The sequence below is a fragment of the Lacihabitans soyangensis genome (genome assembly GCF_024343775.1).
Taxonomy (GTDB): Bacteria; Bacteroidota; Bacteroidia; order Cytophagales; family Spirosomataceae; genus Leadbetterella; species Leadbetterella soyangensis.
In genome coordinates this window covers 83,169-105,986 of record NZ_RJUF01000001.1, presented here as the reverse complement: position 1 = coordinate 105,986, position 22,818 = coordinate 83,169, and the positions used below count along the sequence as shown (strand labels likewise).

Sequence of the window (22,818 nt, the reverse complement as noted above, 5' to 3'; positions counted from 1 at the left end):
GTATTATTTTGTTCTACGTGAAATTATTAATCTATTAGAGTATTTGTTCTTAGATCTTGTCTTCTTGCCTTTTGCAATTAAACCGTTTCTAGAACGAGGGTGACCACCTGATGCACGACCCTCACCACCACCCATCGGGTGATCTACTGGGTTCATGGCTACACCTCTTACTCTTGGAGTAACTCCTAACCATCTCTTGCGACCTGCTTTACCAAGTACTACGTTCATGTGGTCAGGGTTTGATACGGATCCTACAGTAGCAATACAAGCCCCAAGAACCATTCTCATTTCACCTGAAGGCATTTTCAAGGTAACGAACTTACCGTCTTTCGCCAATACCTGAGCATATGTACCAGCACTTCTGGCCATCTGACCACCTTTACCAGGTGTCAATTCTATATTGTGAACAATAGTACCCAAAGGCATATTTTTCAACAACAATGCATTTCCTACTTCTGGAGCCACTTTCTCTCCTGAAACAATTTTTTGACCTACTCTAAGACCTTGAGGAGCAATGATATATCTCTTCTCTCCGTCAGTGTATTTTACAAGAGCGATTCTTGAAGTACGGTTTGGATCGTACTCGATAGTCATAACTTCAGCTTCGATGTCTTTTCTATCTCTTTTGAAGTCGATTATACGATACTTTCTTTTGTGACCACCACCAATGTACCTTGCAGTACGGTGTCCTTCGTTGTTTCTTCCACCTGTTTTTCTGATAGCTTCCGTTAAACTTTTCTCTGGCTTACTTGCAGTAATATCAGAGAAATCTGGGGCTATTCTGTGTCTGGTGCCGGGTGTTACCGGATTTAATTTTTTAACTGCCATTTCTCACACATTTGCAGCCTATAAAAGGCTATACTTTAACAATTTAATAAATTATAATTCTGCGTAAAAATCGATTAAATCACCGTCTTTCAAAGTCACCATCGCTTTTTTGAAAGTACTAGTTTTTCCTGAACTCAATCTTGATTTTGTCATTCTAGACTTCTTCTTTCCGATTTGAGTAATCGTATTTACTTTTTCTACCGTTACACCGTACATTCTTTCAACAGCGGCTGCTATTTCAATTTTGTTGGCATCACGACTTACTTCAAATGTATACTTGCCTTTTGAAGTAAGTAACTGTGTTTTCTCAGTTATTTTTGGTCTTTTTAAAACGCTCATTTCTTTAAAAATTAATCTTTCAAAATTGATTCTAAATGAGAAACTGTACTTTCAGCCAACAATATGATTTCAGTGTTGATCAAATCATAAGTGTTTACAGAATCTTTATCAACCACTTTGGTTTTAGGAATGTTACGAGCTGATAAATAAAGATTATTTTCTCCGCCGTTAACCACAAAAAGTGTCTTTTTACCTGCCAAACTCAAAGCATTCAAAAATTGAATATATGCTTTTGTTTTAGGAGATTCCATGTTGAAATCCTCAACGATAATCAAGTTGTTCTCAGCTACTCTTGCCGATAAAACCGACTTACGAGCTAAAACTTTGATTTTCTTGTTCAATTTGAAATCGTAATCTCTTGGTCGTGGGCCGAATACTGTACCACCACCTACATAAGTTGGTGATTTTGCGGAACCGTGTCTTGCACCTCCAGAACCTTTTTGACGAACAAGCTTCTTAGTAGAACGAGAAACCTCGGCTCTCTCTTTAGACTTGTGCGTACCTTGACGTTGGTTAGCTAAGTAATGCTTAACGTCTAACCAAACAACGTGTTGGTTTGGCTCAACACCAAAAACCTCTTCGCTTAGCTCAACAGACTTACCTGTTTCTTTGCCTTCTTTGTTTAAAACTTTAATTTTCATTTTGTTTAGCCTCTTTTTCGATGTCGTTGGCTACCGACCTTTTATTTGTGTAATGTAATGATTGAGTTTTTAGCTCCTGGAACTGAACCTGATACTAGGATCAAGTTTTTCTCAGGGAAAAGTCTCAATACTTTAAGGTTTTGAATTGTAACATTGGTATGTCCCATTCTACCACCCATTTTAATACCTTTAAATACTCTTGCTGGATACGAACAAGCTCCGATTGAACCTGGGTGTCTGCCTCTATTGTGCTGACCGTGTGTACTTTGACCTACACCACCAAATCCGTGTCTTTTCACAACACCTTGGAAACCTTTTCCTTTAGTTTTTCCGCTGATATCAACAAATTCACCTTCTTCGAATACATCTTCTACTCTGATAGTCTCACCTAGAGCCAAATCTTTTTCGAATTCTTTGAACTCTACTAATTTTCTCTTTGGAGTAGTATCAGCCTTCTTAAAATGACCCATCAAAGCTTTTGTTGTACGCTTTTCTTTCTTCTCTCCGAAGCCCAATTGAACTGCTTTGTAACCGTCATTTTCCTCTGTTCTGACTTGTGTTACAACACATGGACCAGCTTCAATTACCGTGCAAGGCACAGCTTCACCATTTGTAAAAATGGTAGTCATTCCAATTTTCTTTCCAATAATTCCAGACATAGTCTTAACTTTAATATAATCGCTAAATGTTAACCAAATTTGAATCGGGCTGCAAAAGTACGAATACGCCTGCAAAAATCCAAATTTTAATTCTTTTTAAACCCAGAGGTTGGTAAACGAACCAACTTGCCAACACTGAGAACCGTTTTACGGGTAAGGCATTTTTAATTATGCAGGAACATGCCTTGTTTCCTCTCTGTGACTCCAAAAAAATTAATCGCGAATCGGAGACTGCCTATAAGTGAAATTCACAGTCGAAATTAAAATGGTTTCGTACGATGCCGACTTCTTTTAATTATTGATAAGGAGATTCCTCCGTCGAATTGAGGTGCAAAATTATACCTTTTTTGTCAAATAAAAAATTAATTCTAAAAAAAACTCTATTTTTATTCAAAAATGGCAAAATCTAGGGTAGAATCTGAACAAATCCTTGATTTCGAAGCAATAAACGCATTTATAATGCTCTATTTGGTCAGTTTTCTAAAATCGAAGTAATCTAGATGAATACAAAATAAAAAAAACAGCCGAAAAATTCAACTGTTTTTAACCTATCATTTATTCAACCACTCTTAAAAAACGTAATGTTTCAGAAGAGATTTTTTTAATTTCTTGAGATAAACGGTACCGCCTACCGCTTATCGATTTACAAAAGTAATTCTTTTTTAAAACTGAAAAAACAAAAAAAAAGAAATTATTTTTGCACCTTATTTTAAATTTAACAGAATTCTATGCGAAATCCGAGTGAAGAAAACTTCTATTTCCCTGCTGAATGGCACCCGCATGAAGCCACATGGCTGAGCTTCCCCATCAATACTGACACTTGGGAGGAAAGATTAGAAAGGATTTATCCGGCATATTTTAAACTCATAGAAACCATTGCACTGAGCGAAAAAGTAAGGATTAATGCAAATGATGCTAAAACGATTGAACTGATAAACGGACTTCTTGAAAAATTTGAGATAAGTAAATCCAACATCGAATTATATGAGCATCGCACCAATGATTCGTGGTGCCGAGACCATGGACCAGGAATCTTAGTCAATAGAAACAACGCAGAAAGACTCATAATAGATTGGGAATATAACGCCTGGGGCGGAAAATATCCCCCTTATAATAATGACAATGAAATTCCTCAAAAAATAGCAAAAGTACTGCAGCTGGATTTTGTGAGTCCAGGTATTATAATGGAAGGAGGTTCGGTGGAGTTTAATGGCAGAGGCACCGTGATGACCAGCAAGTCTTGCCTTCTTAATAAAAACAGAAACGCTAACTTGAACCAAAAGCAAATTGAAGAAGCACTAATAAAATATTATGGAGTAGAACAAGTGTTGTGGATAGAAGATGGTATAGTAGGCGACGACACCGATGGTCACATAGACGACACCGTGAGATTTGTGTCGGAAAATAAGGTAATTACAATGGTAGAACATAATAAGTCAGATGCCAACCACGCCATTTTAAAAGAAAACCTAGACTTGTTAAAGAAAATGAGACTTCTTGATGGCAAGCCCTTGGACATTATAGAAATAGAAATGCCGAAACCAGTGGTGGACAGTGGAGAGAGATTACCCGCCTCTTATGCTAATTTTTGCATGACAAACGGGCATGTAATAGTTCCTACCTACCGCTGCGATAATGACGAAAAAGCCCTGGAGGTTATTCAGTCATGTTTTCCAGAAAGAAAAGTAGTAGGAATAGACTCAACAGAAATCATTTGGGGATTGGGAAGCTTCCATTGTCTATCGCAACAGGAACCATCGCCAAATTTTGTTTAATTTTTTTTGAGCCAAAATAAAAACTTTCAAAAGGAGTTATAGTTTTGGCTTTTATACCAAATATCAGGGAACATTGCTTTGTCGAAAACAAGCTAGCGTTTTGACCTGATACAAATTGAGACACCAAGAATGCTTTACATTAAATATATATATGCAGTTGTATTGTTCGGAATTTTGTGGTCGTGTGCAAAACCCTTACCGAGCAAACCAATTGTAATCCAAGGTAAACCAGCAATCATAGACGTACCCAAAGAACCCGCTTTGGTAACTTTGGGTGAGGCGTCGTTTACAAAAACAGATTTGCTGGCCGAGTTTGAAAATCTTCCTAGTCTCGACTCCAGCTCCAACGATGCCCTGATCAATGAAGTAATTCAGAAGAAATTATTCATTATGGAGGCTCAGGCCATGGGTATGGATACGTCGAGCCTTTTCAAAGAGGAAGTGGAGACTTACAAGAGAATAGAAATCCAGAATTTCTCTGAGGACCGAGCTATGCTGTCTGCACTAGCTGAGGATTCCTATCAAAAATATCAGTCCGAAATAAATGCTTCGCATATTTTCATACCGATGTCATGGTATGCATCGCCTGAAGATACACTCAAAGTTTACAATGAACTCATGGAGCTTCGAAGGTATGCATTGAAAAATGACAATTTTGCGATTTTGGCGAAGGAATGGTCTAAAGACCCCAAAACAAATATGAAAGGAGGAAGCTTGGGATGGTTTACAGCTTTTCACCTTATTTACCCATTAGAGAAGGCGGCCTACTCCACGCCTGTCGATTCTATTTCATTGCCCGTAAAAACCAAAGTTGGTTATCATTTGGTGAAAGTAAATGACAAGCGACCGAATAGCGGTTATGCTAAAGTAAAGCACATTTTTAAATACTTGAAGGTGGATGTAAGTAAAGAGCAATATGACAAAACCTACGCTACCTTGGATTCACTAAAGACTTCACTCGAATCAGGTGCTAACTTTGACGAGTTGGTCATTAAATATTCTGATGACTTCAATTCTCGTGAGTCGAATGGCATGCTGCCCATTTTCGGAATCGGAACCCGGGAGGAATCTACCTTTGAAGAAGCCGCGTTTTCATTGCAGAAAGGTGAGGTATCAAAACCAGTGAGATCGAGTAGCGGATTGCATTTGATAAAACTCATAGAAAAATATAAACCCGATAGCAGGGAAGTATATCTAAAAAAGATTCAGCCCAAACTTACCACCGACTCTAGGGCCGAATATCTACAAATCAAAAAATTCGAAACGCTCAGAAAAAAACATCATTTGGTAATTAACGATGAGATTTTTGCTCAATGCATCAACTATGCCGATAACAGAATTTTAGAGAGAAATTGGAAGATGACCCAAAACGAACTGTCGAACTTTGTGTTGTTCAGCATTGGTCAGAATAAATACTTTGTTTCGGCATTTATGAAATATGTGGAGGAACGTCAGGAGTACGAAAAATGGAGAACTGAAGAAAAACCAGTAGAGATTTTCAAAATGTTGTTTGACAAATACCTCAACCAACAACTTGTTTTGGCAGAAGAGAAGAGTATTTTGGGCACCAACGCTGACCTGGAGAGACTGTTTAAGTTTCAAAAAGACAACTTACTTTATTCTAAATTTTATAATAAGGCCATTATTCAAAAGTCATTGGATGATTCCACAGGCCAAAGACAATTCTTTGAATCGCACCCAGAACTATTCCCTAACGTTGAAGTAGGCTCATTTACGGTGGTAAGTTTTGCGGACACCAGTATCCAGAACAAGTTTAAGGTTTACAGAGCCGGAGCCAAACCTTACCAACTCAATAGAGGCATCAAACCGCTATATTATGCCAAAGATCAATATTTGCTAGGACTAGAAGAAAAACGAAAATTAACGGGTCTACTGACCATCATGAAGAAGAATAGTGGGTACATTGTAGAAATAGGTGGGCATGTAGACAAAAACGAGGATGAGAAGGTAGCAGCGTTAAGAATTCAGCAAATCGTTGATTATTTGGTTGAAAATGGCTTACCTTTGACGAGAATTTTGGAAGTAAACTATAAGAACAACAAGGTTCAAGACAGATTTGACTGGACCAAGAACCAAAGAGTGAGCTTTCAGTTTTTCAGTAATTTGGAGTCAGATTTAATCAAGGTTTTCAACGAAAGACAGGCCGAATCAATCATTTACAAAACCTACACCATCGACCGCCGAGAGTTTGAGAAAAAACTTGGGCTGAAATGGCAGAATCAAACGGGCGTAGTGGAAATAGCAGGGAGGATTGAAGAGTTCTCTTTGAAAATAAAGAAAGCAACCAAGTCGTTTAATGACTATAAATACGAGGTAATAGAGAAATATCAAGATTATCTCACCCAAGAATTAACCAAAAGTTTGACTCAAAAGTACAAAGTAAATTTTGACAAAGCCGAGCTAAATAAAATAGTAGAAGCAGTAAAAAGTAACAGTAAATGATAAAGAAGTTTTTGTTGGCATTGATTGCCATTCCGTTTATAAGTTTTGGACAAACCTCCACCAATGTTGATAAGATTGTAGCTAAAATAGACAATTATTATATACTCAAATCTGAGGTAGAGACTATAGTTGAGAGAGGCAAACAAGAAGGTCAAGAAATGAACAGGTGCCAAGCCCTTGAAAGTTTGGCCATTCAAAAGCTATTAGTTGCGAAGGCCGAAATTGACTCCGTAATAGTAGACGAAGACATGGTAAATGGTCAGTTAGATGCTCGTATGCAAGAAATGATCAGAGCCTACGGCAGCGAAAAAAACATCGTGCAGCAGTTCAGTAAGTCTATTGAAACCCTGAAATCCGAGCTAAAAAGCCAGGTACGGGAGCAGTTAACCTCAGACAAAATGAGAAACACCATTACTGAGAATATCAACGTAACCCCTTTGGAAGTGAAGAATTTTTTCAACAAAATACCAAAGGACAGTTTGCCTATTATTCCTACTGAAGTGGTGATATCCCAGATTGTACGACTGGCTCCAGTTACTAAAGCCATGAAAGACGAGCTAATTGAACGACTAAACGGCTTCAAGAAAAGAATAGAATTGGGTGAAAACTTTGCTGACCTAGCGAAAGAATTCTCAGAAGACCAAGGCTCAAAAGTACAAGGTGGTGACCTCGGTTGGGCGAAAAGAGGACAGATGGTGGCGGAATTTGAAGCCTCTGCCATGACGTTGGACTCTGGTAAGCTATCTGGCATTATTGAATCCGACTTTGGTTTTCACCTGATACAAACTTTGGAAAAACGCGGACAAGAATATCGTGCAAGACATATATTGTTAAGACCTGACTACAGCCGCTTAGACCTTACCGAACCAAAGAGATTTTTGGACAGCCTAAAAAATCAAATTGAGATAGACAGTATCAAGTTCGAAAAAGCAATAAAATTGTACTCAGAGGACAAAAGCACTGCTGATGCTGGTGGTATTATCATGAATCCCGAAACAGGCAGTAACTGGCATGCGGTAGATGTGACCATGGAACCGAACCTTTATTTCACGGTAGATCCGATGAAGGTTGGCACGATAAGTGCCACTTTAAACTACAGAACGCCTGACGGCAAAACGGGTATGCGACTAATCAAAATCAAAGACAAAAAAGAGGCTCACAGAGCCAACATGAAGGATGATTATGAAAAGTTGAAAAACTACGCCATGAACAATAAGCAAAACGAAGCTATAGAAAAATGGTTTAAAGATGCCATTTCGGAGGTGTACATCAATATTGAAAAAGAATACGAAGCTTGTAAATTATTTGAACAATAAACCATTTTTAGAAAAGTGCAATTGAAAACCTTCAACTCAGATGTAGAAGCAGCAGATGCTTTAAAAAACACTTATCAAGAGCTTTCAAAAGAAATAGGCAAAGTAATAGTTGGTCAAGAAGAAACGGTAAAATTGCTATTGACTGCTATTTTCTGTCAGGGGCATTGTTTGCTAGTGGGTGTTCCTGGCTTGGCCAAAACGCTTTTGGTGCAAACCATTGCATCGGCATTAGACTTGGACTTTAATCGTATTCAGTTTACGCCAGATTTAATGCCTTCTGACATTGTCGGTTCAGAGACTTTGGACAATAACCGTAACTTCAAATTTGTAAAAGGTCCCGTATTTGCCAATATCATTTTGGCGGATGAGATAAACCGTACGCCACCAAAAACACAGTCTGCCTTGTTGGAGTCTATGCAGGAATATTCGGTAACTGTGGCAGGTGAGAGACACCAACTGTCGAAGCCGTTTTTTGTATTGGCTACGCAAAACCCCATAGAGCAAGAAGGTACCTATCCCCTACCTGAGGCTCAGTTAGACCGTTTTATGTTCATGGTCAACTTAGATTACCCGAGCTTTGAGCAAGAGCTTGCCATTGTAAAGAGTACAACTTCAAACATTAAGACCATTGTAAACAAGGTTTTAGGAGCTGAGGAAATCATCGTATTCCAAGATTTGGTTAGAAAAGTACCTGTGGCTGACAATGTAGTAGAATACGCCGTGCGTTTGGTACAAAAAACCAGACCAAACATAGAAGGAGCCTCAGAAGAATCTAAGAAGTTTCTGGAATGGGGAGCTGGCCCGAGAGCCTCTCAAAACTTGGTGTTGGCTGCTAAATGCCATGCCTTGATTAACGGAAAATATTCTCCAGATATTGAAGACGTTAAAGCAGTGGCGTTTCCAGTTTTAAGACACAGAATAGTACGGAATTTCAAGGCCGAAGCCGAGGGAATGAGTACCGAAGAGATAATAAAGAAATTAATGTAAAATGAGGAGAGTCGAAAGGCTCTCCTTATTTTTTGGAAAATACTTTCATGATTTCCTCCTTGCTGAGGCAATTCAAGGTCATATCGGCTGTCAAACCTGCTTTTCTGGCTACGGCCACACCATAATGCATGTCGTGAATGCCCTTGGTCTCGTGGGCGTCGGGGTTTATACTGATCATCACGCCTTTGGAAAGACAATAATCAATCCATCGCCAATCAATGTCTAATCGGTAAGGGCTGGCGTTGAGTTCCATCACCACCTTGTTGGCCGCACAGGCATCTATAATCATTTTGTAGTCAAACGGATATCCTTTTCTCGAAAGTAAGAGTCTGCCCGAAGGATGACCCAAAATACTCGTGTAAGGATTCTCTACGGCCTTTAGTAGCCTTCTTGTGGCCTTTTCCTTGTCCATGTTCAAAACGGCATGCACAGAGGCCACCACGTAATCAAACGAGGCCAAAACATCGTTTTCATAATCTAAATCTCCATTTACCAAAATATCAGACTCTATGCCCTTTAGAATCCGAAAATCTTGATAATTGGCATTCAGAGCATCTATTTCTTGATGTTGTTTCACTACGGTTTCAGGCCAAAGTCCTGAGGCATAGGAAGCAGTTTGGCTGTGGTCGGCTATACCGAAATACTTTAAACCCAGGCTTTTGCAATAATCGGCCATTTCCTTTAAGGTATGACTACCGTCGGAATAAGTAGAGTGATTGTGCACTGTGCCTTTCAGTGCTTCCCAAGTCACCAAATCTTCATTCTTGTGGGTCTTGGTCCATTCGAACTCCTCACGGCCTTCACGCATCTCGGGAACAATATAGCTAAAGCCAAAAGAAGTATAAGCTTCGGCCTCGTCTGCAAAAGTATTTTTGGTCAGGTGCGAGAGAAACGTAACGCCGTCTGCATTCTGAAATTTCAGGTGGTCTTCAGCTGAGTTTTTTATTAGTTTTTTTACCAAAAAATCTCGAGAAGATACTTTCTCAATCTCTATGGCCACGGCATACTCAGCATATAGCCCACGCCACACACTCGGCGACGACGTTTTAACATCCTGGTGAAAAAGTGTATCGTCGAATTTAAGTCCACCAAAACCATCCTTTAGCACTATAAACTGGAGCAAATCCACAGTTTCTGACTTTCGTATAACATGCCCCACTTCATGAGAGTTTTCATACACACCTTTTATGTGACCGAGGATTTCGGCACTCAAAAAAGCTGCTTTGTCCATTCTGAGTTTGCCCATCTGCTCCTGCATAAAAGCCAAAGACTCCAGAATGGCGTCTTGTGTTTTTTGTCCAAAGCCCTTGGTATTGGCTATTTTGTGGTTTTCACAAGCTATTTTGAGGTCATTGATGTTGTCAATGCCCAATTCTTTCCAAAGCGTTTTTATCTTTTTTACGCCCAAGCCTTTCACCTTGAAAATATCAAAAATCCCTTCTGGCGTAATCTCTATGAGGTCGTTGAGCTCTTTTAAAGTACCTGTTCTGACAATTTCCTCGATATTGGCCGACAAGACTTTACCAAAGCCACGGATTAAACCCACTTCCTTTGGCGACATTTCGGCGATGGGCGTATCGAGTCTTTCTAGGGTAAAAACACTGGAAATATACACCTTAGACCTCATTTCGTCTCGGTCGTGCAGGTCAAGAAGTTTACCCGTAAGCTGGATAATATCGGCGATGTCAGAATTGCTCATTTTTACTTAATAATTGAAAAGTAAAATTATAGGATTTCGAGTGGAATTCAAATGCTTGGTGGAAGGTTTGCTATATTGTTTAGCTGTGGATAGAATTTGGGTTCTGAGCAATGTTCAAATCATCAGGTTTATAAATCCAATTTTGTGCGAACTAAAGATATTAATCTGAATATATGCGGAGATGAAATAAATACTTGGAAATTAAGACATTGAACAATACATTTGCAAAAGACCGCTGTAAATTATCAAAACACAAAAATGATCATGAAAATATTAACGAAACTCCCTTTTTTTCACAAACCACTCATTTTTAGAACATTAAACACAAAATCTAGCTAAATTTAATAAAGATATTTACGAAACTCTGAAAATGCGTTTCGTTAACATACTCGTTGGCAGCAAGCGTATCGCAACCACTCTAAGAATTGACAGATTATGAGTATAGAGACCAAATCACAACAATTAAAAGACCTTATTGCGACTTATAACGCTGACTGGCTTCTTGGTGACCTTTCTGCATTAATACGTGCTGGAAGAGAAAGAGCCAATGACCAATTAGGAAAGCTATCTTCTCCTCAACGTCAGTTATATTATTTAGCAGGACTAAACATAAGTTCAGACCCAGCCGAAGGACTTGATGTAATGTTTACTCATGAAAAATGGAATCCTATTGTAGCATTACTCAATGAAATTGAAGCAGAATATGACAAATTATTCTTTCCCACTCAACCTGAAGATGTAACAGATGAATGGAAACGTGTAAGACAAGTTGCAATGCCTTCTTTCCTTTCATATTTTAATCAAGGACCTCTAAATTATGAGGAACAAGTTATCAATTGGATAAGAGACTTGTTTACACCCTTAAACACAATTGTTGAAAATGCAACCGGTGTAAAAACAGAAGATTTTATCCAGTTTTATGAAAATCTTGACCAACTACGTCATAAAAACTTTCAAGCACATTCGACAAGGAAAGAATTGCTACGTCCCAATTGGGATAAATACACCAAAATAAAAATGGGCGTCGTAGATGAGGCTCCTGATTTTATTAAAGAATTGGGCGAACAGCATAGACATATATATACTTTTATGTCTGACAAAGGCATTACGGACAGGTTTTATCCAGAAGAATTAATTTCAGAAACCCTTCCAATTGAGAAAGTAAAAATAGTTTTACAACATCTTGTGATAAAAAGGGCAAAAACAGACTACCTATACTACACGGCGACTAGACCTGGAAACCCTCTTTTCGAAAAACCAATTTTATACATCGGAGAAGGTATCTATCAAGTATTTGAAGTTAAACAAGTGATACATGCTATAGAAAATTTGCTTGAACAAATTTGTACTGCAACAGAAGAACACACAACTAAATATGTTTCAAAAAAAGGAAAATTGCTGGAAGACCGTATAGTAGAACTTTTCTCAAATTTCTTTAAAACTGATTTTAAAGTATTTCGTGGTTATTATGTTGATGGCTGTGAACAAGACATTTTAATTCTTTGGAAAAATTATGCATTCATAATAGAGGCTAAAGGTTATTCACTTCGTGAACCTTTAAGAAACCCTGAAAAAGCATTTGTAAGAATTAAAGATGACTTTGATGCTTGTATTGGATACGGCTATACTCAAACACGTAGAGTTGAAAAAAAATTTATTGATGCTGTTCGGTTAAAAATTACTGACAAAGACGGGAAACTTATTGAAGAAATAGACACTTCAAAATACGAACAAGATTTTTCAATAATTGTCAATATAAAATCGTTTGGTCAAATTCAGTGCGACCTTTCAACCCTTATTAAACTTGAAAATGATGACGATGTTTATCCTTGGGCGGTTAAACTTGATGACCTTGAAATATTCTTGTTGACTTTAATTTCTCGGAAAAAAAAGCCAATTGACTTTGTAAACTATTTATTAATGAGAGAGACCCTTCATGAGAAATTAATTTGTTCGGACGAATTAGAAATTTGTGGAGGCTTCTTAATTGGGAAATTAAATCAAAAACAAGTTGACAAAAATAGTATGATAGTAACAGCACCTGATTTAGGAGATATATTTGATAAGCAATATCACAAAACAATGGGATTTAAGAATGAAAAGTATTTGTACGAAAAGCAAAGTGGCAAGTTTCTTTTTTGGTAACAGTAAAATGCCATGCTGCCAACATTGGGTTTTATGCAAGTTGGGCATGACCAGCAAACATCAACAAATTGCAAATCCAGGCTCTGGTTCGGGCTGGACAAACAACTTTCAACTTTAGTTCTTAAATTCAACTTTGTATTTTCAATCAGCAGTAGTTGTGGGCAGACGAATAACAATTCCCAACCTGCATAAAGCCCTACTCGTTAGCAGGCAGTGTAAAGCGACCATTCCATTATGAGAAACGAACGATACGACTTTCTTCATCTCCCTCAGGAGTTTCATAAACCACATAAAAGTTGTGAATTTTTGCTTTACCAAATTGAAGACTTTGTAACTGCAGACACATTTAAAGATTTAAAAGTCCAAACAATACAATTCGATAAAGAAGTAGAATTGATTGATGGCGAACATATACTCGACTATTTACTTAGAAATAACAAATCTGATAAACACGATGAAATAATTACAAGCAATATTCTAAATGCAGTTATCGCAGACACATGCCAGTTTTTGCAGATTGCTCTTTTTGCTTCTTTACAACAACGATTGACTGTTACATTTTCCCTTCTCAGAAAACCCTTTGTTTATAACTTACTTGTGATTTTGAGGTTGTATCTTACAAGTGACTTTTTAGATAGGTTTAATAAGGAGGATAGTTTTGACACTACAGGGTTATCCCAAGAGAATATAATCGAGTTATTAAATGCTTCAGAAAGCCTCCTTTTTACTAAATCTATTAAAGCTTTAGATGTATATGATTTCATATTCAACCCAGCTTTGTCGGACAGTTTAGTAAATATGTCAAACAAAGCACTTCATCCATCTACGACAAGAAACAAGAACAATAAAACGGAAATACAAAATATAAATTTTGTATTTAGCACCAAGGATAGCATTATGACGCAATGGGACTACTTGTATAGACGATTACCTTTTTTGTTATTGTATCTGAATGAAATACTTGAACTAATCATGTTTGACCATTTGAAATTGGATAGCAAAACTTATACGGAGCGTTTGACAGAAAGGGCAAATTTCTTTACACAAAACAACGCCTGCTAGCAACTAAGGCTTCGTTCGGCATACAATGCCCAGAATGAAGCCTCCCGAAAGCTTTCGGTATTGAACTTAATCTTTGGTAGTTTTTACCGCTTTATGGCATCTATAGGATTTTCGTAATTTGCTTTGTGTGAGTTTCTGTAGCGGTTTCCCTCTGAGTTTTGAAATTTTTTGTGTATATTTGAGCACCATTCAGTTCTTCTACATCTTCCCGATGTCGAAGCGAAATGGAGAGGATTTCCAATCTGACAAGGTACATATCTGAAAACTGGCCAATTTCGCCCAATATCATACCACCAAAAGCTCATTCAAAAAACTAAGTTCTTCAAAGGTCTCTTTGTTCAAACTTTTATTTTCTTGGAGAATACGGGTTATTTTTTTTGAAAAGTTGGCTTTTACATTTTTGTCATTTAGCCAATCGACTATTGCCTTATCATTTTCAGCATCGGCGTAGGTATTTTTAAGGATTAGCTTGTTTTCGGAATTAAATTCGGTTCCGGTCAAAACAAATTCATTAAAATTCAAAAGACTTTCAAGTGTGTCGACTTTTTCCCAACTTTTTAAAATAGGTTTTAAGTCAAAATGAGCCGCCGAAAACATTAAAAGGTAGGTGGAAATATCGCAATCATCGGGAGAGTAAGGAAAATAAGCCAGACACTTTTCAAAAAATAAAACAGAATAATCGCTTAGCAATTGTAGCTCCTCGCTTGGCCATTTGTCTCGATTTGCCAGATTTAACCTGTAAAAAACGGTTTCGGTAGAAGCGTCAGGCACCTCAAAGTTGGCCATGAGTTCGAGCACTCTCGGCAGGAAGTGCTTCATTTCCCAAAGTTCCTGGTCTGAATTACTTCTCGCCGACTCAAAATAACCGCTTCTCAGTTGTTGCGTCGATATTTGCCTAAGTGGGGTATTGACCAATGCCGCCTCGTCGCTATCACTGACACAACATCTTTTGCACACATCCAACGTTTTTCCTATGGTATATTTTCCAAAAATTGTATACGAGTGCTCTATCAGTTCTTCTAAATTCATGTATCGGTTTTCTGACTATTTTTTGTGGCAAAAATAGTATTTGTAGCTCAAAGTCCAAATTAATGAAATTAACCACAAGGATAAATCAAGATATTACTTCAGATCAAAGCTCTATTAGCTATTCAACATCCTCTCGACTTCGAATCGAGATAAGTAGGATTTCCAATCCAACTACATATTTTATCATTCAGCTTTAGCAATTCACAGATCAAAAAAATTAACTAAAGATATCTTTTCAAAAACCACAAAAAAAAAGACACCCTGAAGGATGTCTTTCAAATATAATGCTGGGGTATATTACTTTGCTGGTGTTGGCGTAGTGGCTGGTGCTGTTACTGGAGCCGTTGCAGGAGCTGTAGCTGGTGCAGTTGGCAATGCAGGTGCAGTGGTTGCTTTTTCTACGTTTACGTCGCTATCAGTAGCGGCTGAAGAACCTATGGTTTTTGTCAAAATAACAGTGCTCAAGGCAGCTACCAACAAGAAAGCAAAAAAGCCCCAAGTCAATTTCTCCAATATGTCACCTGTTTTTTGTACACCGAACATCTGTGTTGAACTTCCTCCAAACTCAGAAGAAATACCACCACCCTTAGGATTTTGAACCAATATAACGATGATAAGCAATAGAGCAACCAATATCATCAAAACCAAAATAGTTGTTATCATTTTCTTAAATTTCTTGTTGTTTTCTTAAAGAACCGCAAAGTTAGTATTTTTTCATTAGAAACCATACTTTTTTTTTGGAATTGTTAGAGCATTTTTCAGATAAAGCTCGGAGTGTCTTTTGAGAGGTATTTTTGTAGAATGGCTTTTTGGTCAACACATTTGCCATTGTTATGGCCGCCCATCTTCGAGCCTGCCTTGTGGGCCTCTGCTCCTTCCACTCTCAGGTAGGCGTTCCAGTTGCTCTTTGAATTCAGAATCAACTCCTCCCCTTTTTTCCAATATTCCTGGTTAAAAAAGTCTGGCTGGTAGTTGAGCAACAAAATAAAGGGCAGCTTAAAGTTGGGATAGGCTTTGCAAAGCGATATCAGATAATCAGCGTCTTTCTGATCTCTGAAGTCTTTCTTCAGTACGAGGTTATTGAAAATATCGGGAGATATTACCATGAGGCCGCCGTAGAGTTAAAGATATTTAAAACCAATTGATCGAGTATTTTTGGCACCAAAACAGGCTCAGCTTGCGTGAGAGACTGTTCTTGCGGAAAATCCTGATAAAAACTAAATTCTTTCTCGAAGCTTTCTTGCTCACTGGTTTTGTTTACAAACTTCACCTCCACCGTTATGGTCAGGCGGTTCATGGCCGCTCGGTCGCCAGCAGTGGCCGACACAGGCGTAAGTTCGTAGGAAATGATGGAGCCTTCGAGGTGTATGTCGCCATCAGTGTTTTTAAACTTCAGGTTGGTGTTTCGTTGGTAGTATTCTTTGAGTTTTTCGTTGAAAGTCAAACTCATGTTTTGGGGTCCACCGGCGGCTGCCATCTGAAAATTCTGAATTGAGAAGGTTTTCAAATCAGGCGAAAGCGTGGTACCTGTAAACGAGTATATTTTGCAGCCCGTGATAAATACAACCGTAAACAGGGCAGAAAGCATCTTTGCAAACCCGTTAATCTTCATCTTCGATGTCATATTGTTTGATTTTTCTATATAACGTTCGCTCCGATATTCCGAGGCTCATGGCCGCATATTTTCTTTTGAAATTGTTCTTTTTCAGAGCTTTGATGATCATGTCTTTTTCGTTTTTCTCCAACGATAGTGACTCCTCCTCGGTCTCATGGCTGATGTCTTCCACATTTTCACGAGATTTCTGGAAGTCATCAATTTTGATAAAATTCTCCGTCAATGGCTGATTATAAACCGGATACACCGGCTCAGACTCTGCTATGGCCGGACGGGTGTAAACCACTGGTGTCTCGGCCAAAACGTCTTTGAATATCTCGTGTTTAAGACTTTCTGGAGTTGCAGTGATGCCGTCATTTGACATAAGAGAATATACCAATTTCTTGAGTTCGGTGATGTCTTTTTTCATGTCAAAAAGCACCTTGTAGAGTAATTCCCGCTCCGTGTAGTCGTTGAGCCCACCCAAATCATGGGGATTCAGCAAGGCTGGCAAGCCCGACTTTTGGCTTTTGGGCAGGTACTTCTCAAGAATCTGACTATTGATGATGCGGTCAGACTCTAGGATTGTTATTTGCTCGGCTATGTTCTTCAGCTGCCTGATGTTTCCCGGAAATCTGAAAACACGCAGCATGGCACGGGCTTCTTCGGTGAGTTCCACAGGTTGAATGTGGTTCTTTTCGGCAAAATCGGAAGTAAACTTGATAAAAAGTAGCTCAATATCGAAGCCTCTGTCACGCAAGGGCGGCACCATAATAGGCACTGTGTTGAGTCTATAGTAAAGGTCTTCTCTAAATTCACCCTTCTCTATCGCCGTCTGGAGGTTGACATTGGTAGCGGCTACCACACGTACGTTGGTTTTCTTCACTTTCGAAGAACCCACAGGTATGTATTCGCCATTTTCAAGAATCCTGAGTAAACGTGCCTGGGTTCCAAGTGGCATTTCGGCGATTTCGTCCAGAAAAATTGTGCCACCGTTGGTGGTCTCGAAATATCCCTTACGGTCTTCTATAGCTCCTGTAAATGAGCCTTTTACGTGCCCAAACAGTTCAGAGTCTATGGTTCCCTCTGGAATGGCTCCGCAGTTAATGGCGATAAATGGCCCAAGTTTACGGTTGCTGAGCCCATGAATTATCTTCGAAAATGATTCTTTACCACTTCCACTTTCACCGTTGATGAGCACGGTGAGGTCGGTGGGTGCTACTTGGATGGCTATGCTCAAAGCAAAGTTGAGCGGTGGTGCATTGCCAATAACCCCAAACCTATTTTTTGCGTTTTGTATTTCGGTGGTATTAATCATTATTTAGTCTACTATTTCGCCAATAAGTGTTCCTGAAGTACAAGAATTCACAAAAACGTTTACGTAATCGCCTTTCTTGTAGGTCTTTCTTGGAAATACTATCACCTTGTTTTGGTCGTTTCTTCCTGCAAAATCCTCTCTCGATTTCTTCGATTCGCCCTCTATCAACACCCTAAATACCTTGCCCACAGACATTTGGTTTTTTATGGCGGAGTGTTGTCTTTGCTTGTCTATAATTTCGTTTACTCTACGCTTTTTGTCTTCTAAAGAAACATCATCTTTGAGATTTTTGGCGGCTGGTGTTCCCGGTCTTTCGGAGTAAAAGAACATATAACCATAGTCAAAAACCACTTCATCCATCAAACTGAGCGTTTGTTGGTGATCTTCCTCGGTTTCGGTGCAGAAGCCCGCAATCATATCATGCGACACGCCGCAGTCTTCGCCTAGAACTTCTCTGATTTTATGAATTCTCTCCAAATACCATTCGCGGGAGTAGGTTCGGTTCATCAAACTCAATATCCTCGAACTACCGCTCTGGGCCGGAAGGTGAATGTAATTGCAGATGTTATCGTATTTTTTGATGGTATGAAGCACCTCGTCGGTGATGTCTTTGGGATGAGAGGTAGAAAACCTAACTCTCAAATCGGGATGTATGGAGGCCACTTTTTCGAGCAAATTGGCAAAATTGTACTTTTCAGTTTCGCTAGACCATTTATAAGAGTCTACATTTTGACCCAAAAGCGTTACTTCTTTATAACCTTGCTCAAATAATCCTTTGGCTTCGTCGTAAATGGAGTGAGGATCGCGGCTACGCTCACGACCACGGGTGTAAGGTACCACACAGAAACTGCACATGTTGTCGCATCCACGCATAATGGATATAAAGGCCGAAACACCGTTGGAATCTAAACGAATAGGTGAAATATCGGCATAGGTTTCTTCTCTCGATAGAAAAACATTGACCGCTTTGTGGCCACTTTCTACTTCTTGGAGCAAATTGGGCAGGTCGCGGTAGGCATCGGGCCCAACCACCAAATCTACCATTTTTTCTTCTTCTAAAAACTTGGTTTTCAGACGTTCAGCCATACATCCCAGCACACCTATCTTGAGGCCAGGATTTGCCTTTTTGTTTTTGTTTAAAGCCGAAAGTCTGTGTCTTACTTTTTGTTCGGCGTTGTCTCTGATGGCACAAGTGTTGAGCAATACCAAATCGGCTTCTTCGAGATTGGCTGTGGTAGAATAGCCGTTGGTTCTTAAGATAGAGGCCACCACTTCGCTGTCGGCAAAGTTCATTTGGCAACCGTAGCTCTCGATATAAAGTTTTTTAGTACCCAGCACATGTTCGTTTACCGAAACCTTGGCTTCATCTAAGTTTTGTAGTTCTTCTGCTGTTATATGTTCGGCTGTCATTAAAGTATCTGTTGTTAAAAAGCAATGCAAAATTACGAAATATGACAATATGTCAGTGTTAAAAACACTTATAATTTATCCGAAATGAAGTAAATGGAGCTTTAAAAGCAAAAAATGAAGACAAAACGAAGATTAGAAAGGATAACCGATACCAAAATTCCAGTTGAGGCCGTATTGTTGTTTTCTTCGGAGGGAAAAATCGTCAAGTACGAACCTACTGCCCTTATCTTGGCTCGGGTCAAATACCTTGATGCCCCAGTCGAACCTAAACAAGAAATAAGACAAGTCCCAGCGAAGTCCAAAACCCGTACCAATGGCTATTTCTTTGTAAAATCTTCGAAAATCGAAATTGGCCTTGTCTAGTTTGGAAGGCGTATTGGTTTGGTGCCATTTCCAAACATTGCCGGCATCCACAAATCCAGCCAACTGAATATCACCAGCGAAGTGCAGGACTTTTAGCCGGTATTCGATGCTCGATTCTAACAAAATATCACCTGGTTGCGGAATAGTGTTGCCTGCCCCCGTAATGTCAGGTTTTGAGGAGCCAGTTCCAAGTGTCCTTGGAGCCCAGGCTCTTACACTGTTGCTACCACCAATAAAAAAGTTCTTGTCGAAGGGCATGGAACGGTTGCTTCCGTATGGATTGGCCAAGCCGACATTGAATCTGTAAGCATAACTACTTTTGGCATTTATACCTACACTGCGTCTGTAGTCAGCATTCAATTTTACGAATCTAAAATATGCACGAACACTGTCAATACCGTTTTCAGACTGCCTCAACGGAAATGCTTTCTCTATAATGTTGATTCTTTCTTTGTTATCCAGAAAATTGAGTACCGTTCCGCCTGACTCCAGAAACAATCTAAAGAACTTAGAGGATGAAAGTGGTTTGCTCGGGTTTTGGTTGTTATAAACGAAGTTGGAGTTCAGCGAGGAAACAAACTGCGGATCGAAAGTGATTTTGAGGTTATTGCCCTGTTGCTGCAAATCAATCAAGCTATTGTAAAATCTACGGCCCGACTCGTTGTTGAAATATATGGTATTGATGAGGTGAGCATCCAAGACACTCAAATACAAAAATGCATTTTTCGAAAATTGAATGGAATGGTTGGTATTGAGTTTAAAGTTCAGCCTTTTACCCCAAAAAGGCTCTGAATAGTTGTATCCAATGCCAAATATTGTCCTTGGGTTTTTGAGATTAAGTGCTTGAAGTGAATTTTGTAAGGGCCACAAGGTGGGCAATGTAAGGTTGAGATTCAAACCTAACTCCAAACTCCCGCGAATGGCACCACTGGTCTCACTGGAGGTATTGATGGGAGCGGGTTGGCCTTCATAAGATGCTCTAAGTGAACCTTCAAAAATCTCTAATTTCTTGAGAAGATTACGAGCCGTTAATGAAACCGGAACTCCTAAACCAAAAAAAGTAGAGCCATCATTATAAATATTATTGATACCAGGGCTTATACCAAAAGTGTATTTTTCAAGTAATGGGGCAAAATACTCCAAGGATAACTGACCGGGAGAAAGTGGTTTTATTTGCGAAGAGGTAAAAGCGAATTGGTTGTAAAGTGAAATCTGCCGCTGGGTTTCCATGATATCAGAAATGCGGTAAACAGAACCCGGCTTGGAAATTATACGTGGGCTGATGATATTGATTGGCACGTTGCGGTCGAGCCTTATAAACTTCACACCATTGTAAAAGACCGTATCGGGGCTTCGGTAGGTGTCGCTGCTGTTGGGATCAAAAGCTTTAAAAATGACTTCTTCTACCGTAAAACGTTCATGGCGAGGTTTGTTTTCGGGATTTTGGACCTCAATTTTCAGGTTACCTCTTTTGGTTTTCAAGAATAGTGCTTCGTCATTTTCATAATTCGTAGCTCCGTGACTGATAAACTTATTGTTGAAGTTATAGTAGCCATTATTTTTGAGCAAAGCCTCCAAACGCAGTTTTTCGGCAGCCACCAGTCGCAAATCAAAAAGACTTCCTGAAGTAATAGTTTGCTTCGAAACATTGGCTTTAATCAAACTATCAATCACTACATCGTTGGTCACGTACTGAACGGTGTCAATTTTATATCCGACTTTTTCGTCAATAAAATACGTCACCTTAAGTTTCCGCTTGGCGTTGGAAGAATCAAGCCGATAAATGACCTCTGCATCTCTATAACCTACATCGTAAAGGAATTTCTTCATTTTAGAGGCCGTTTCGGCCACATTTGCTGCTGAAATCAGCACTTGTTTTTCACCGATATTTCGCCAAAGCCATCCCGATTGTTCTTGAAGGTTGCCTTGGAAGCGTTCAATCTTTTTCTCTATTTTTTGTATCTTTCTGGCAGAGGCATTGTTGGATTTCTTGATTTGCTCCAATTCGGCTACCAAATCACTCAATTTTCTTTCGTTTTTGATGGGATTGAAAGTGTTTTGACCGAAATTGTACCACCAAACTCTTGGAGTAATGGGCAGTTCGAGTGGCTTGGAGTTTTCTTTTTGAGAAAAAGGAATAATCTGCTCCAGTTCTTCGTCGATGACATTTTGGTTGCCTTTGAAATCATTTCTCCACAAAATATACCTATTATTGTCTACCGGTGCATTATTTTTACACGAAAACAGCGTTCCGAGTAACATAGCAACCGCAAAACAATATTTTATTAGTCTAAACAAACCTCGATTTTTTAATTGACCATGATTTCAAAACAGCAGCAAAAATACGTTCAATCTCTCCATAATAAAAAATACAGAACGGAATATGGCAAATTTTTGGTTGAAGGCGAAAAAGGAATTTTAGAAATATTAAACTCTGATTTTGAGATAGAAAATATATTTTGCACCGAAAACTTCAAAGAAAAAGTACCAACAGACACCAAATTTAAGGCATTTAACATCTGCAAAGAAGAGGAAATACAGGCTATTTCAACATTTAAAACCAACAACTCAGGCGTAGCGGTGGTGAATCAAAAAAAAATCACCACAACACCAAAAGTAACTGAAAATCAAATAGTTTTGATTTTAGACGACATCAAAGATCCTGGAAATTTAGGCACCATCATTCGTTTGGCGGACTGGTACGGCATCAATGACCTTTATTGCAGCCAGAATACCGTAGAGTTTTACAATCCTAAAGTAATAAATTCGACGATGGGCTCATTTACAAGAGTTTCAGCACATTATTTAGACCTCGCTCCATTTATCGATGGCCTAAAAGTTCCCGTTTTAGGAGCATTTTTAGGAGGTCAAAACATTCATCATTTGTCTTTGAAAAAACCTTTTGGCTTAGTGATAGGCAGCGAGTCGCATGGCATAAGCCCAGAAATTGAAAAGCTAATCGATACAAAAATCACCATTCCAAGGGTCGGTTTGGCCGAATCACTGAACGCTGCTGTCGCTACAGGGATAATTTTAGATAATATCTTCAGGGATATTTAAATTCTTCCTTTTGGCATTTTAGATCTTTGGACTAAATAAGAACCTTAAATATTCACTTACTAGAATCCAAGAAACTTGGCAATCCATTCTGCACTTTTGAATTTTGGCCATCATCAAAACCAATTCAAAA

At 38.9% G+C, this 22,818-nt stretch carries 19 protein-coding genes; 7 read left to right on the top strand and 12 right to left on the bottom strand.

Translation table 11 applies throughout. The annotated features are described in order from the left end of the window. Window positions 1-3 precede the first annotated feature (3 nt). The 4 genes from rplB to rplC are packed head-to-tail and all read right to left on the bottom strand — an operon-like array spanning window position 4 to window position 2,467. A complete protein-coding gene (gene rplB, locus EGI31_RS00450; RefSeq protein WP_255035142.1) occupies window positions 4-828 on the bottom strand; it encodes a 50S ribosomal protein L2 in 825 nt (274 codons plus the stop codon). A gap of 51 nt (window positions 829-879) precedes the next feature. Next, window positions 880-1,167 carry a 50S ribosomal protein L23 gene (gene rplW, locus EGI31_RS00445; RefSeq protein WP_255035141.1) on the bottom strand — a complete coding sequence of 96 codons (288 nt, stop codon included), beginning with the start codon at window positions 1,165-1,167 and terminating at the stop codon, window positions 880-882. A gap of 11 nt (window positions 1,168-1,178) precedes the next feature. Then, window positions 1,179-1,808, bottom strand: a complete 630-nt coding sequence (gene rplD / locus EGI31_RS00440; protein ID WP_255035140.1) for a 50S ribosomal protein L4 — start codon at window positions 1,806-1,808, stop codon at window positions 1,179-1,181. A 41-nt stretch (window positions 1,809-1,849) separates the two neighbouring features. Further along, complete coding sequence (gene rplC, locus EGI31_RS00435) at window positions 1,850-2,467, bottom strand: 50S ribosomal protein L3 (protein ID WP_255035139.1); 618 nt, start codon at window positions 2,465-2,467, stop codon at window positions 1,850-1,852. A gap of 728 nt (window positions 2,468-3,195) precedes the next feature. Here rplC and EGI31_RS00430 point away from each other — a divergent pair. From EGI31_RS00430 to EGI31_RS00415, 4 genes are all read left to right on the top strand, one after another. Continuing rightward, window positions 3,196-4,242 carry an agmatine deiminase family protein gene (locus EGI31_RS00430; protein ID WP_255035138.1) on the top strand — a complete coding sequence of 349 codons (1,047 nt, stop codon included), beginning with the start codon at window positions 3,196-3,198 and terminating at the stop codon, window positions 4,240-4,242. A gap of 129 nt (window positions 4,243-4,371) precedes the next feature. After that, a complete protein-coding gene (locus EGI31_RS00425) occupies window positions 4,372-6,705 on the top strand; it encodes a peptidylprolyl isomerase (protein ID WP_255035137.1) in 2,334 nt (777 codons plus the stop codon). Further along, the gene (locus tag EGI31_RS00420; RefSeq protein WP_255035136.1) at window positions 6,702-8,021 is read left to right on the top strand and encodes a peptidylprolyl isomerase; all 1,320 of its coding nucleotides are present in this window, start codon (window positions 6,702-6,704) and stop codon (window positions 8,019-8,021) included. The genes EGI31_RS00425 and EGI31_RS00420 overlap by 4 nt, the downstream gene beginning before the upstream one ends. Before the next feature lie 21 nt (window positions 8,022-8,042). After that, window positions 8,043-9,008 carry an AAA family ATPase gene (locus EGI31_RS00415; RefSeq protein ID WP_255035135.1) on the top strand — a complete coding sequence of 322 codons (966 nt, stop codon included), beginning with the start codon at window positions 8,043-8,045 and terminating at the stop codon, window positions 9,006-9,008. Window positions 9,009-9,033: 25 nt separating this feature from the next. Here the strand turns inward: EGI31_RS00415 and EGI31_RS00410 are convergent, their stop codons facing one another. Beyond that, on the bottom strand, window positions 9,034-10,707 hold the full coding sequence (locus tag EGI31_RS00410; RefSeq protein WP_255035134.1) for a DNA polymerase/3'-5' exonuclease PolX: 1,674 nt from the start codon (window positions 10,705-10,707) through the stop codon (window positions 9,034-9,036). A 435-nt stretch (window positions 10,708-11,142) separates the two neighbouring features. Here EGI31_RS00410 and EGI31_RS00405 point away from each other — a divergent pair, with 435 nt between their 5' ends. Next, the gene (locus tag EGI31_RS00405; protein WP_255035133.1) at window positions 11,143-12,852 is read left to right on the top strand and encodes a hypothetical protein; all 1,710 of its coding nucleotides are present in this window, start codon (window positions 11,143-11,145) and stop codon (window positions 12,850-12,852) included. A 234-nt stretch (window positions 12,853-13,086) separates the two neighbouring features. Then, window positions 13,087-13,914 carry a hypothetical protein gene (locus EGI31_RS00400; RefSeq protein WP_255035132.1) on the top strand — a complete coding sequence of 276 codons (828 nt, stop codon included), beginning with the start codon at window positions 13,087-13,089 and terminating at the stop codon, window positions 13,912-13,914. Window positions 13,915-14,199: 285 nt separating this feature from the next. On the opposite strand, the gene EGI31_RS00395 is transcribed toward EGI31_RS00400, so the two are convergent. The 7 genes from EGI31_RS00395 to tamL all read right to left on the bottom strand — a co-directional run bounded on the left by EGI31_RS00395 (window position 14,200) and on the right by tamL (window position 21,926). Then, on the bottom strand, window positions 14,200-14,943 hold the full coding sequence (locus EGI31_RS00395) for a hypothetical protein (RefSeq protein WP_255035131.1): 744 nt from the start codon (window positions 14,941-14,943) through the stop codon (window positions 14,200-14,202). Between the two features lie 297 nt (window positions 14,944-15,240). Beyond that, window positions 15,241-15,606: a preprotein translocase subunit SecG gene (gene secG, locus EGI31_RS00390; RefSeq protein ID WP_255035130.1), complete on the bottom strand. Its 366-nt coding sequence runs from the start codon at window positions 15,604-15,606 to the stop codon at window positions 15,241-15,243. Between the two features lie 95 nt (window positions 15,607-15,701). After that, window positions 15,702-16,049, bottom strand: a complete 348-nt coding sequence (locus EGI31_RS00385) for a hypothetical protein (RefSeq protein ID WP_255035129.1) — start codon at window positions 16,047-16,049, stop codon at window positions 15,702-15,704. Then, window positions 16,043-16,555, bottom strand: coding sequence for an LptE family protein (locus tag EGI31_RS00380; protein ID WP_255035128.1), 513 nt, complete (start codon window positions 16,553-16,555; stop codon window positions 16,043-16,045). The genes EGI31_RS00385 and EGI31_RS00380 overlap by 7 nt, the downstream gene beginning before the upstream one ends. Continuing rightward, complete coding sequence (locus tag EGI31_RS00375; protein WP_255035127.1) at window positions 16,545-17,855, bottom strand: sigma 54-interacting transcriptional regulator; 1,311 nt, start codon at window positions 17,853-17,855, stop codon at window positions 16,545-16,547. The genes EGI31_RS00380 and EGI31_RS00375 overlap by 11 nt, the downstream gene beginning before the upstream one ends. A gap of 3 nt (window positions 17,856-17,858) precedes the next feature. After that, window positions 17,859-19,265 (bottom strand): tRNA (N6-isopentenyl adenosine(37)-C2)-methylthiotransferase MiaB, encoded by a 1,407-nt coding sequence (gene miaB, locus EGI31_RS00370; protein ID WP_255035126.1) that lies wholly within the window; start codon window positions 19,263-19,265, stop codon window positions 17,859-17,861. A gap of 132 nt (window positions 19,266-19,397) precedes the next feature. After that, entirely contained in the window at window positions 19,398-21,926 is a 2,529-nt protein-coding gene (gene tamL, locus EGI31_RS00365) for a translocation and assembly module lipoprotein TamL (RefSeq protein WP_255035124.1), read from the bottom strand. Between the two features lie 21 nt (window positions 21,927-21,947). On the opposite strand from tamL, the gene EGI31_RS00360 reads away from it, so the two are divergent. Next, window positions 21,948-22,688: a TrmH family RNA methyltransferase gene (locus EGI31_RS00360; protein WP_255035123.1), complete on the top strand. Its 741-nt coding sequence runs from the start codon at window positions 21,948-21,950 to the stop codon at window positions 22,686-22,688. The last annotated feature ends 130 nt before the right edge of the window (window positions 22,689-22,818 follow it).